Source organism: Actinoplanes sp. NPDC000266 (genome assembly GCF_042899005.1).
GTDB lineage: Bacteria > Actinomycetota > Actinomycetes > Mycobacteriales > Micromonosporaceae > Actinoplanes.
Genome location: NZ_JBIAZI010000002.1, coordinates 609895 through 621422, shown reverse-complemented (window position 1 = coordinate 621422; position 11528 = coordinate 609895). Strand labels below are relative to the sequence as shown.

The 11528-nt window shown below is 69.8% G+C and carries 15 protein-coding genes; 8 read left to right on the top strand and 7 right to left on the bottom strand.

From position 1 onward, the window contains the following. Nucleotides 1–17 precede the first annotated feature (17 nt). On the bottom strand, nt 18–503 hold the full coding sequence (locus tag ACFY36_RS09220) for a PLD nuclease N-terminal domain-containing protein (protein ID WP_499745407.1): 486 nt from the start codon (nt 501–503) through the stop codon (nt 18–20). Between the two features lie 69 nt (nt 504–572). Between ACFY36_RS09220 and ACFY36_RS09215 the strand changes: the two genes are divergently transcribed. The 4 genes from ACFY36_RS09215 (at nt 573) to ACFY36_RS09200 (ending at nt 5376) form a co-directional block, all read left to right on the top strand. Continuing rightward, entirely contained in the window at nt 573–2714 is a 2142-nt protein-coding gene (locus tag ACFY36_RS09215; protein ID WP_499745406.1) for an MMPL family transporter, read from the top strand. An 86-nt stretch (nt 2715–2800) separates the two neighbouring features. Then, complete coding sequence (locus ACFY36_RS09210; protein ID WP_499745405.1) at nt 2801–3148, top strand: hypothetical protein; 348 nt, start codon at nt 2801–2803, stop codon at nt 3146–3148. 72 nt (nt 3149–3220) lie between these two features. Next, entirely contained in the window at nt 3221–4144 is a 924-nt protein-coding gene (locus tag ACFY36_RS09205) for a glycosyltransferase family 2 protein (RefSeq protein ID WP_499745404.1), read from the top strand. A gap of 35 nt (nt 4145–4179) precedes the next feature. Next, a complete protein-coding gene (locus ACFY36_RS09200; RefSeq protein WP_499745403.1) occupies nt 4180–5376 on the top strand; it encodes an esterase-like activity of phytase family protein in 1197 nt (398 codons plus the stop codon). 22 nt (nt 5377–5398) lie between these two features. Here ACFY36_RS09200 and ACFY36_RS09195 read toward each other — a convergent pair whose 3' ends face one another. The 4 genes from ACFY36_RS09195 to ACFY36_RS09180 all read right to left on the bottom strand — a co-directional run bounded on the left by ACFY36_RS09195 (nt 5399) and on the right by ACFY36_RS09180 (nt 6998). Further along, nucleotides 5399–5809: a VOC family protein gene (locus tag ACFY36_RS09195; RefSeq protein WP_499745402.1), complete on the bottom strand. Its 411-nt coding sequence runs from the start codon at nt 5807–5809 to the stop codon at nt 5399–5401. A gap of 5 nt (nt 5810–5814) precedes the next feature. Further along, a complete protein-coding gene (locus ACFY36_RS09190; RefSeq protein WP_499745401.1) occupies nt 5815–6237 on the bottom strand; it encodes a helix-turn-helix transcriptional regulator in 423 nt (140 codons plus the stop codon). An 81-nt stretch (nt 6238–6318) separates the two neighbouring features. Continuing rightward, nucleotides 6319–6636, bottom strand: coding sequence for a helix-turn-helix domain-containing protein (locus tag ACFY36_RS09185; protein WP_499745400.1), 318 nt, complete (start codon nt 6634–6636; stop codon nt 6319–6321). After that, nucleotides 6633–6998, bottom strand: coding sequence for a type II toxin-antitoxin system RelE/ParE family toxin (locus ACFY36_RS09180; RefSeq protein WP_499745399.1), 366 nt, complete (start codon nt 6996–6998; stop codon nt 6633–6635). The genes ACFY36_RS09185 and ACFY36_RS09180 overlap by 4 nt, the downstream gene beginning before the upstream one ends. Nucleotides 6999–7056: 58 nt before the next feature. Here ACFY36_RS09180 and ACFY36_RS09175 point away from each other — a divergent pair, with 58 nt between their 5' ends. Genes ACFY36_RS09175 through ACFY36_RS09165 form a run of 3 tightly spaced genes read left to right on the top strand, consistent with a single transcriptional unit; the run spans nt 7057 to nt 9708 of the window. Beyond that, a complete protein-coding gene (locus tag ACFY36_RS09175) occupies nt 7057–7617 on the top strand; it encodes a hypothetical protein (RefSeq protein ID WP_499745398.1) in 561 nt (186 codons plus the stop codon). Beyond that, nucleotides 7614–8960: an acyl-CoA synthetase gene (locus ACFY36_RS09170; protein WP_499745397.1), complete on the top strand. Its 1347-nt coding sequence runs from the start codon at nt 7614–7616 to the stop codon at nt 8958–8960. Before ACFY36_RS09175 ends, ACFY36_RS09170 begins: the two co-directional genes overlap by 4 nt. Further along, the gene (locus ACFY36_RS09165; RefSeq protein ID WP_499745396.1) at nt 8953–9708 is read left to right on the top strand and encodes an alpha/beta fold hydrolase; all 756 of its coding nucleotides are present in this window, start codon (nt 8953–8955) and stop codon (nt 9706–9708) included. The genes ACFY36_RS09170 and ACFY36_RS09165 overlap by 8 nt, the downstream gene beginning before the upstream one ends. Before the next feature lie 37 nt (nt 9709–9745). Here the strand turns inward: ACFY36_RS09165 and ACFY36_RS09160 are convergent, their stop codons facing one another. Further along, nucleotides 9746–9955 (bottom strand): hypothetical protein, encoded by a 210-nt coding sequence (locus ACFY36_RS09160; RefSeq protein WP_499745395.1) that lies wholly within the window; start codon nt 9953–9955, stop codon nt 9746–9748. A gap of 95 nt (nt 9956–10050) precedes the next feature. Continuing rightward, nucleotides 10051–10395 carry an autotransporter-associated beta strand repeat-containing protein gene (locus ACFY36_RS09155; RefSeq protein WP_499745394.1) on the bottom strand — a complete coding sequence of 115 codons (345 nt, stop codon included), beginning with the start codon at nt 10393–10395 and terminating at the stop codon, nt 10051–10053. Between the two features lie 257 nt (nt 10396–10652). On the opposite strand from ACFY36_RS09155, the gene ACFY36_RS09150 reads away from it, so the two are divergent. Next, nucleotides 10653–11528: an FAD binding domain-containing protein gene (locus tag ACFY36_RS09150; protein ID WP_499745393.1), complete on the top strand. Its 876-nt coding sequence runs from the start codon at nt 10653–10655 to the stop codon at nt 11526–11528.

The window sequence follows — 11528 nt, the reverse complement described above, 5'->3', positions numbered from 1 at the left end:
TGGGGTCCGACAAAAACTCAGGCGGCGCTCTTGGCCAGGGCGGACGCCTTCAGACGGTCGTACTCCTCGGCCGTGATCGCGCCCGAGTCGAGCAGGCCCTTGGCCGACGAGATCTCGTCGGTCACGCTGCGCGCCCCGCCGTTGGAGCCGGCGACCGACCGGATGTACGCGTCCTGCTGCTGCCGCATCGCCGTCTGGCTGGCGGCGGTCCGCTCGGCCATGCCGCCACCGCGGGCGATCAGGTAGACCAGCGTCCCGACCAGCGGAAGGATGATGATGAACAGCGTCCAGACCGTCTTGCCCCATCCGCCCAGGTCCTTGCTGCGGAACAGGTCGCCGAAGATCCAGAACAGGCACATGAACCAGGCGATGAACAGGAAGAACTCGAACGTCGCCAGGAGGAAGGAACCGTTGTCGTCGAACATCGGGGTGCCCTTCGCCAGGGGTGAGGAGATGTGGACCTCAGTGCACGCCCTCCGGCGTTCCCGGACCTCCTCCGCCACGGATTAAATCCGCCGGTCATCCTGCCGAACAGCTTTCTCGAACACCTGACCGTTCGTGGAGGAGACGTCTTGGCGACCCTGCTGTACCGGCTCGGCCGGTTCTCGTTCCGGCGACGCCGGCTCACCCTCGGCCTGTGGGCGCTGCTGCTCGTTCTGCTCGGGGTGGGCGCGGGAACCCTGTCCGGGCCGACCAGCGGCGCCTTCTCCATCCCGGGCACCGAGTCGTTCCGGGCCATGGAGGTGCTGGAGGAGAAGTTCGGGGCCGGCGCCGACGCCGCCTCGGTCAAGGTCGTCTTCACGGTCGAGGGCGACGGGAAGCTCACCGGCGCCACACAGAAGGCGGCCGTGGAGACGGCCGTCGCCGCGCTGTCCCGGGCGCCTCAGGTGGTATCCGTCGCCGACCCCTTCACCGCCAAAACCATTTCCCAGGACCTTCGGACCGGGTACGCCACGGTGACGTACGAGGTGGCCGCGGCCGATGTGACCGATGAGGCCCGTCAGGGCCTGGTCGCGGCCGGCGACACGGCCGAGCCGGCCGGTCTGGGCGTCGAGTACTCCGGCGACGCCACCCAGTCGTCCGAGGGCGGCCACTCCAGCGAGGCGATCGGCATCATCATCGCCGCGTTCGTGCTGATCCTCACGTTCGGCTCGATCGTCGCGGCCGGCCTGCCGTTGCTCACCGCCCTGGTCGGCGTGGGCGCCGGCATGCTCGGCATCACCATCGCCACCGGCTTCTTCGACCTGTCGTCGTCGACGTCCGCGCTGGCCACGATGCTGGGCCTGGCCGTCGGCATCGACTACGCGCTGTTCGTCGTCTCCCGCTACCGGCACGAGCTGGCGGCCGGCCGCGACGGCGAGGAGGCCGCCGGCCGCGCGGTCGGCACCGCCGGTTCGGCCGTGGTCTTCGCCGGCCTGACGGTGGTGATCGCGCTGGCCGCGCTCAGCGTCACCGGCATCCCGTTCCTGACCGCGATGGGCCTGGCCGCGGCGGGCACGGTCGCCGTCGCGGTCGTGGTCACCCTGAGCCTCGTACCGGCAATCCTCGGTTTCGCCGGTCGTAAGGTCCTGCCCAAGAAGCAGCGCACCGGGGCGGTGGCGCCGGTCAGGACGCCGTTCGGCGAGCGCTGGGCCCGCGGCGTCCTGCGGCACCGCGTCGTCGCGCTGGTCCTCTCGCTCGGCGTGATCGCCGTGGTCGCCGTGCCGGCGCTGGACATCAAGCTGGCCCTGCCGGACGACAGCACGGCCGCGGCCGACTCGACTCAGCGCAAGGCCTACGACCAGCTGGCCGCGGGCTTCGGCGCCGGCTTCAACGGCCCGCTGATCGTGGTGGTCGAGGCCACCGGCGCCGCGGCCGCGGCGGCCGACGCGGCCCAGGTGATCGGCAAGCTGGACGACGTGGTGCTGGTCTCGGCGGCCACGGCCGACAAGGCGAACGACACGGCCATGCTGACGGTGATCCCCGGCTCGGGCCCGTCCAGCGAGGAGACCAAGGACCTGGTGCACGCCATCCGTGGCCTGGGCATCGCCGGCCTGGCGGTGACCGGCACGACGGCCATCAACATCGATGTGTCGGACAAGCTGACCGCGGCCCTCATCCCGTACCTGGCCATCGTGGTCGGTCTGGCCTTTGTCCTTCTCATGCTGGTCTTCCGGAGCATCCTGGTGCCGCTGAAGGCCACGGCCGGCTTCCTGCTGAGCGTGGCGGCGGCGTTCGGCGCGCTGGTCTTCGTCTTCCAGCAGGGCCACCTGGGCGGCCTGCTGGGCGTCGAGAGCACCGGCCCGATCGTCAGCATCATGCCCATCTTCCTGATCGGCATCCTGTTCGGCCTGGCCATGGACTACGAGGTCTTCCTGGTGACGAGGACCAGGGAGGAGTACGTCCACGGAGCGGCCCCCGACGAGGCGGTGGCCACAGGCATGAGGCACGGCGCCCGGGTGGTGACGGCGGCCGCCCTCATCATGATGAGCGTCTTCGCGGGCTTCATCCTGGCCGACGACACCATCATCAAGTCCTTGGGCTTCGCCCTGGCCTTCGGCGTGGCGGTGGACGCTTTCCTGGTACGCATGACCATCGTCCCGGCGGTCCTCTCCCTGCTGGGCCGCTCGGCCTGGTGGCTGCCCCGCTGGCTGGACCGTTTCCTGCCCAACGTCGACGTCGAGGGCGAGAAATTGACCGCCACCCTGAACGACAAGGACCTGGTGAACGCCTGAAATCCGACGGCGGCGGCGCACTCGCGCCGCCGCCGTCGCTGACCCGCGTGTGGCTGGTGGGAACGGGTTTGGCAAGCTCTTAGCCCGTGGAAGCACTTCGGCTCATCCTGCTGTTCATCCATCTGATCGGGTTCGCGCTGCTGCTCGGTGGGGCGGTCGCGCAATTCGTGTCCGGGAAGTTCCGGATCAACCCGGCGATCCTGTGGGGGTCGATCATCCAGCTGGTCAGCGGGATCGGGCTGGCCGCGCCGCTTCGCGGGGGTGGCGACGACGAGCCGAGCCCGGTCAAGCTGGGTGTGAAGCTGGTCATCGCGATCCTCATCTTCATCATGGTCTTCATCCCGCGTAAGCGTGAGGCCGTGAACAAGGGTCACTTCATCGGCATCATCACGCTGACGCTGGCCAACGCCGCCGTCGCGGTCTTCTGGCGCTGAGTTCTCATGTAATTCATAGGGTGGCGTTCTAGGGTTCGAATTCCCCTCAGCGCCACCCTCCGGAGTGCCGTTATGACCGCCAGCATCGTCATTCCCACCCACACCGAACGGCGCTGGGAGTCGCTCCGGCGTACGGTCGCCTCGGCCCTGGCCCAGGAAATGCGGGCCACCGAGGTCATCGTGGTGGTCGACCATAATGCCGCCCTTTTCGAACGGGCCTCGGCCGCGTTCCCCGGCGTCACTGTGCTGGAAAACACTTTTGCCCGCGGCGCCTCCGGAAATCGCAATACCGGCGCATTCCACGCTCGTTCGGAGCTCATCGCCTTCCTCGACGACGACACCGTGGCCCATCCGGGCTGGCTCGGCCACCTGGCCTCGCAGTTCGGTGACCGGGGCGTGGTCGGCGCCGGCGGCAGCATCCGGCCCGCCTGGGAACGGGACCGGCCGACCTGGATGCCGGACGAACTGCTCTGGACCGTCGGTGTCTCGTACGAGGGAATGCCCACCTCGGTGGCCGAGATCCGCAATGTGTGGTCGGCGAGCATGATGGTGCGGCGGGAGGCCTTTGTGGCGGTCGGTGGTTTCCGGGTCGGATTCGGCAAGCTGGGTGAGCAGAACCGGCCCGAGGACACCGAATTGTGCCTGCGGATCAGCGCCGAGACCGGCGGCCGTTGGATGTACGTGCCGGAATCGGTCATCGAGCACGATGTGCCGGTCGACCGCAGCACGTTCCGTTTCTTTCTGCGCCGTTGCTATGCCGAAGGGCGCGGAAAGGTGCAGATGTCGGCTCTGCTGCCGCGCGACCAGAAACTCGGAACGGAACAGAACTATCTTCGCCGGACTCTGCCGCGGGCCGTCGCCCGCAATCTGGCCGCCGCCACAATGGGCCGCGGCGGCTTTCACGCGCTGCGCGCCGCCACGGTCGTCGCGGCGGTTGTCGCGGCCGGTTTCGGCGGGGGAGTGGAGACATTGGCGCAGACTCCACCGAGAGGTTGATCACGCGTAACCCCGGCTCCTTAGCGTCCAGCCTCATGAGAAAGACGGTCGCTAATATTCTCGCCGCCTCGGGCGCGCTTGCTCTGACTCTCACCCTCACCGGTACGGCCAACGCCGGTGGCCACTCCGTCTCGAAGCCCACCCTCACCGGTTTCGCCTCGCTGCCGGCGGCCACCTTCGTGCCCGGCAGCGAGCCGTCGGGCGCGCAGGCCTCCGGCAACACCAACGGCTTCACGCTGCCCTTCGCCGACCAGCCCATCCAGGGCTTCTCCGGCATCGCCGACAACGGCGACGGCACCTTCGACGTGCTCTCCGACAACGGCTACGGCACGCAGGCCAGCTCGGCCGACTTCCTGCTCCGCGTCCAGCGGCTGGCGCCCGTCTTCAAGACCAACAAGGTCGACGTGCTCGGCGGTATCAACCTGACAGACCCCAGTGGGTACGTCCCCTGGAAGCTCACCCGTTCCGACCGGGTCCTCACGGGCGCCGACTTCGACGTCGAGTCCATCGTGAAGGGCGACGACGGCTCGTACTGGATCGGCGACGAGTTCGGCCCGTACCTGCTGAACTTCGACCGTGCCGGCCGCCTGCTGCGCGCACCGATCGCCCTCGACGGCGTCGTCGCCCCCGAGACCGCGGCCCGCACCGGCGTCACCGCGACCGCCCGCAGCAGCAAGGGCTTCGAGGGCATGGCCGCCTCTCCCGACGGCCGCTACCTCTACCCGCTGCTGGAGGGCACCGTCACCGGCGACCCGGCCGGCCAGCTGCGCCTCAACGAGTTCGACCGCCGCGCCGCCAAGTACACCGGCAAGCGCTACGTCTATCAGCTCGAGAACCCGGACAACGCCATCGGCGACGCCATCGCCGTCGACAAGGACCGTTTCCTGGTCATCGAGCGCGACAACGGCCAGGGCGCCACGGCCGTCTTCAAGCGTATTTACGTGGCCGACAAGCGCGACCGCAACCGTGACGGCCTGCTCGACAAGACCCTCCTGGCCGACCTGATGAACGTCTCGAACCCCCGCAAGCTCGCCGGTTTCGGCACCACGTTCACCTTCCCGTTCCAGACCATCGAGGACGTCGTCATCCTCGACGACAGGACCATCGCCGTCCTGAACGACAACAACTTCCCGTTCTCCTCGGGCCGTACGGCCGGTGTCGCCGACGACAACGAGTGGATCACCATCGCCCTGCCGAAGCCGCTGAACGCGGACAAGCGCGTCCTCAAGTAGCTACTTTTTCGGCCGTACGGGGTCAGGTGGCCTGGTTGATCCGCAGCATGTTGCCGGCCGGATCGCGGAAGGCGCAGTCCCGGACCCCGTACGGCTGATCGATCGGCTCCTGCAGAACGTCGCCGCCCGCGGCCCGGACCCGCTCGAAGGCCGCGTCGACGTCGTCCGTGCTCAGCACGACCCCTTTGAGCAACCCTTTGGCCAGCAGCTCGGCCATGGCCCGCCGATCCTCGTCCGAGGCGTTGGGGTCGGCGATGAGCGGTTCGAGCACGATGCTCACCCCGGGTTGCGAAGGCGACCCGAGGCTGACCCACCGCATCCCTTCGAACCCGGCGTCGCTGCGCACCTCGAGCCCCAGCGCGTCCCGATAGAAAGTCAGCGCCTTGTCATGGTCGTCGACCGCGATGAAGCAGGTCGAAAGCGTGATATCCATGCCCGTCACGCTAGGCCGCGCCGCCCCGCCCGGGCTTCTCCGTTCCTGACCGGCCTGGTGTAGATCTTCGCGATGCACGCCGGAATACCCTGGTCCTGATGGTCGCGGGCGCGGTAGGCGCTGGGGCTCTCCCCGACAAGCTCGGTGAACCGCGAGCTGAACGACCCCAGCGACGTACAGCCGACCGCGAAGCAGACCTCGGTCACCGACAGATCGCCGCGCCGGAGAAGGGCCTTGGCCCGCTCGATCCGCCGGGTCATGAGATAGCTGTACGGCGTCTCACCGAACGCACTGCGAAACCCGCGCGAGAAATGCCCAGGCGACATGAATGCCACCCGGGCCAGAGCCGGCACATCAAGGGGCTGCGCGTAGTCCCGATCCATCACATCCCGGGCCCGCCGCAGCCGCCGCAGATCTTCCAGCTCCATCCGCTCACCTTAGCGAGACCGAGAACCTAGCCTCCTAGGAAGCCAAACGCGGCGCGGCGGACGTCCGGACCTTCGTCGATCTCAAGCAATAGCGGAAATGTCGCCGTCGTCGAAGTAGATCGCCTGATGCAGCCGGCCACCGAGGGCGGCCGCGTAGCGCGCCAGCACCTCCTGGCCGGAGATCTTTCCGCGTTCGATCTGGGAGACGCGGCCTTTAGTCACTCCCATGCCCTGAGCGACCTGCTGCTGCGTCAACCCGCGGGCCCGGCGGACCTCCGCGAGACGATGCCCGACCACGGTCGCCAGCAACTCCTGCTTGCCCTGCTCGAAGGCTTCCTCTCCTCCGGCCTTCTCGACGAAGTCAGCGCGGATGTCGCTCCACTTCTTGTAACCGCTCATGACTGACGCCCTTCCTCCTCGGCACGTTCTTGCAGGTACGTCTCGTAGCGTTTCTCGGCCAGGGGGATGGCTTCGGTGTACCACTTGTTCCAGCGGCCTGTCTTGTCTCCGCCGACGAGCAGGATCGTTGCGCGCCAGGGATCGAAGACGAAGAGGATCCGTACGGAACCAGGTCTCAGCTCTTTGAGGTTGGCGATCGTTGAGCCGTGAATGGTGTCGACCAATGGTCGGCCGAGTCCGGGACCGTCCTGCGCAAGCACATCGATGGCCTCCGCGACGCGATTTCGGGTGGCTGGATCGAGGCTGTGGATCCAATCGAAGACTTCGTCAACGACGTAGATCTCCCACTCTTCCTGCGCCATCGCCGAAGTATAGCGCATGCTATACCAGTGGAGTGGTCGCAGAAGTTAAGCTGATCAGGTGCGCCCAGTCTCCGTTGCTTGGATCGACCGCCAGTACGACCGGGAGAACGGTGGGCGGTATGCCGAGCATGTGCTGGCCAGTGCCAAGGAGTTCGCCGACTGCTGGGGTGACATCTCGCCGGTCGGGTTTGCCTGTGTGGCCTGGCGGCTGGCCACGGCGCCGCAGCTTGATCCGGGGTATGTGCGGCTGCATCGGCGGGTCCTGTCGGCCGAGTGTGTGCGCAACGAGTGGGACGGGTCGATGACCGTCCAGGTGCGACTTGTCGCGCCGTGGCCCGAAGGGCTCGCCGGGGATCAGGTGTGGCAGCAGGACCGCGGGTGGCGTGGATGGCCCGAGACGTTCGGGCAGTTCCTGCAACCGTCGCAGCAGGAGCTGAGCCGGGTTCCGCATGTGCGGTCCACCCTTCAGGTCGATGCTCCCGTTCCGCTCGGCCCCCTGCCGCCTGTGCCCGACGGGCCCGGGCCGGCCATGGCCGATCTCGCCGAGCGGGCCGTCACCGTCCTGGCCCGTGAGATCAACGACCTGCTCGGGCCCATCGTCGCCAGGCTGGACGCATGAGACTGCTGAGCGCTCTGCACGATGACGCCGACCTTGCCGGCGCCGTTCGCGATCCCCGGCAGAGCCTTTCTCGGCACGAGCTTCTCGGGCGGGCCGCCGCGCTCGCGCGGGAGCTGGGCGGCGCTCAGACGGTTGCCGTGCATGCCACCCCGGGTGCCGAGACCGTCGTCGCGATCACGGCGGCCCTGCTCGCCGGGGTGAAAGCCGTTCCGGTGCCGCCCGACGCGGGTGAGCTCGAGCGGGCGCACATCCTCCGTGACTCCGGCGCCGAACTCATGCTCTCCGACGATCCCGGCGCCGGCGGCGACGTCGTTCCTATCACGCGGAACCGGCCGCCCGGCGATGTTCCGGGGGAGCCCTCTCCCGAGACCGCCGCCCTCGTCCTCTACACCAGCGGCACCACCGGCCCGCCCAAAGGCGTCGTTCTCTCCCGCGCCGCGCTCGCCGCCGATCTGGACGCGCTCGCCGAGGTCTGGCAATGGACGGCCGACGACACTCTCGTGCACGGTCTTCCCCTCTTCCACGTTCACGGGCTGGTTCTCGGCGTACTCGGCCCGCTCCGGCTCGGCTCCCGCCTCGCACACACCGGCAGACCCACACCGCAGGCGTACGCCGCCACGCCCGGCACGATGTACTTCGGCGTTCCCACCGTCTGGTCGCGGGTCTGCGCCGCCCCGGCCGAGGCGCGCGAGCTGCGTACGGCCCGCCTGCTCGTCTCCGGCAGCGCCCCGCTTCCGGTCCCCGTCTTCGAAGACCTGAAAGCCCTCACCGGGCAGGCGCCGGTCGAGCGCTACGGCATGACGGAAACCCTCATCACTGTCAGCACCCGCGCCGACGGCGAACGCCGCCCCGGCCATGTCGGGCTGCCCGTGCCGGGCGTCGAGACCCGCCTGATCGACGAGGCCGGCGGCATCGGCCATCTTCAGGTGCGCGGGGCGACCCTCTTCGACGGCTACCTCAACCAGCCGCCGCGCGCCGACGGCTGGTACACCACCGGCGACGTCGCCACGATCGGGCCGGACGGCTGGCACCGCATCGTCGGGCGGGCCTCCACCGACCTCATCAAGACCGGCGGCTACCGGGTCGGCGCGGGCGAGGTCGAGGACGCCCTCCTGCTGCATCCGGCGGTCCGCGAGGCCGCCGTCGTCGGCACCCCCCATCCCGATCTGGGGGAGCAGATCACCGCGTACGTCGTCGCGGACTCCGTCCGGGGCGAGGAGCTGACGGCCTTCGTCGCCGAGCGCCTGGCCGCCCACAAACGGCCCCGCGTCGTGCATCTGGTCGGCGAGCTGCCCCGCAACGCGATGGGAAAGGTGCAGAAGGCGGCGCTGAAGCGTGGCTAGGACCGTCGTCCTCATCGCCTACCTGGGCGGCGCCGGCGCCGTCTGGCAGCCCGTCCTCGACCTGCTCCCGGAGAGCGTCCACACCTTCACCTACGACCGCCCGGGCCTCGGTGGCGCCCCGCCCCGTCCGGCCCCGAACCCGCCGCTGTCGTACGGCGCTTTCGCCGACGAGCTGGCCGCGCGGGTCCCCGACGGGGAGGTCGTCCTCGTCGGGCATTCGTTCGGCGCGCTCATCGCGCGGGCGTTCGCGAGTCGCCGTCCCGAGCGGGTCGCCGGTTTCGTCTGCGTGGACGGCTCGCTGCCACAGTTGCAGTTGCAACCCGACGGGGAGCCGGTCCTCGACGGCGGCACCGAGCTCGACCTGATCACCGGCCAGGTCGAGATGCTCACGGCCGTGGTGCCCGAGGTTCCCGCCGTGGTCCTCGTCCGCCGCCGCGGCTGGTGGTCGACCGGCCGGCCGCCCCATCCGGCCATCGACGACCTCTGGCACATCAGCCAGCGCCTGCTCGCCGAGCAGTGGCACGCCCCGCTGATCGTGGCCGAGCGTTCCGGCCACAAGATCCCGGACGACCAGCCCGCGCTGGTCGCCTACGCGATAGAGCTGGTCCTCGGCGGACACGTCGAGCCGGACGACGCACGCCTGGCCGAGCTGGGCGCAACGAGGGCCGCGGGCGGAAGCGCTGGGCCGGACGGAAGCGCTGGGCCGGGCGGAAGCGCTGGGCCGGGCGGAAGCGCTGGGCCGCGGTGACCGCCGATGGTCGCGACGGTCACCGCGGCGACCACCGTCAGGCGGGGCGGATGGTCACCGCCACGGTGGTCCGGGAGTAGGTCACCTCGGCGCGGTGCCCGGGCGCCGCCACGACGCGGGCGAAGCGGCCGTTCACCCGGCGGGCCGCGATGATCGCGGTCCGCCCGCGGGCGGCCGACACCGACAGGGTCGTGTCGCGGCCGATCGTCAGGTCGCCGGAAATCTCCACCGGGGCGCCGGTCGACACGGCCAGGGTGCCGGCGCTCTGCCTCCACGCTCCGCGCGGGCGCAGCGCCGACGTCGCCCGCAGCGTGCCGCCGTGACCGTCAGGTCGCCGTTTCTTCAGGGCGCACGGCGACGCCGCGTGCCCGCGGTCAGCCGGGTGCCGCCCCGGTAGCTGCTCGCGCCGGTCAGGGTCAGCGCGCCGGCGCCCGACTTGACCAGGCCGCCCCAGCCGTCGATGTCGTTGCGCCACGTGCCGGCGCCGTCGAGCGACACCGCGACGTCCCGGGCGAACGAGCCGTGGCCGTCGGCCGCCGCCCACAGGTCGAGCCGGCCCCAGTGCTCCGGCCCGTCGAGCAACGGGTGTCCCGCGCCGAGGCCGGTCGTCCGCAGCACCTCACGGCGCTGGGCCGCGCTCAGATAGGGCAGCCGCGTCTCGGGCAGCACCTCGGCCCCCGGCGGCACGGCCAGCGGGGTCGTGGCACGGCCGCGCAGCAGGCCGTACGTCAGCGAGCCTCCAGCGACGAGGGGAAACAGGCACAGTCCGCCAAGATCGCTGGGGGCGGGCCCGGCCTCGGGGCGAACTTCCGCAGGTCGGGACGTGAATCCTGCGCGAACGGGGCCGCTGTGGTCACGCTGTGAGAGTTAAGAGATCCCTTAGGTAGCTGTTGACATTGGAACGGACGCGAGGAAGTCTCACCCGCGATTGCGGGAGGTGCATCGTGCAGGTGCCGGCTCCGTTCGAATACGAACGTGCCACCACTGTGGACCATGCCATCGGGCTGTTGGAACGTTTGGGCAGCTCAGCGCGGCTCGTGGCGGGTGGGCACAGCCTCCTGCCGATGATGAAGCTGCGGTTGGCCAACTTCGAGTATCTGATCGACATCAATCCGCTCCACGAGGAGCTGGGTTATATAAGGACAACGCCCGACGACGTACGCATCGGCGCCCTCACCCGGCATCGTGAGCTGCTCGAGTCCGATGAGCTGGCCGCCGCGTTCCCGATCTTCCGGGACGCCGAGCGGGTGATCGCCGACCCGGTCGTGCGCAACCGGGGCACGCTCGGCGGCTCGCTCTGCCAGGCCGACCCGTCCGAGGATCTCTCCGCCGTGTGCACCACGCTCGACGCCAGCTGCGTCATCCGCGGCCCCGGCGGCGCCGAGCGGGTCGTGGGCATGGAGGACTTCCACGTCGGGCCGTACGAGACGGCCGTCGGCGACGACGAGATGCTCACCGAGATCCGGATCCCGCTGCGCCCGGGTGGCGGCAGCGCGTACGAGAAGGTCGAGCGCCGCGCCGGCGACTGGGCCGTGGTGAGCGCCGGTGCCGCCGTGTGGCTGGCCCCGGACGGCACCATCGCCGACGCCCGGGTGGGCCTGGCCGCGGTCGGCCCGAACACGACCGGCATCCCGGAGATCTCGGCCGCGCTCACCGGGCACGCGCCCGCCGAGGAGCTGTACGAGCGGGCCGGCGCGATCGCGGCGCGCAGCTGCGATCCGGCCACCGACCAGCGGGGCAGCGCCGAATACAAGCGGCACCTCGCCAACGAGCTGACCAGGCGGACGCTGCGCAGGGCCGTCGAGCGGGCGAGGAGCTGA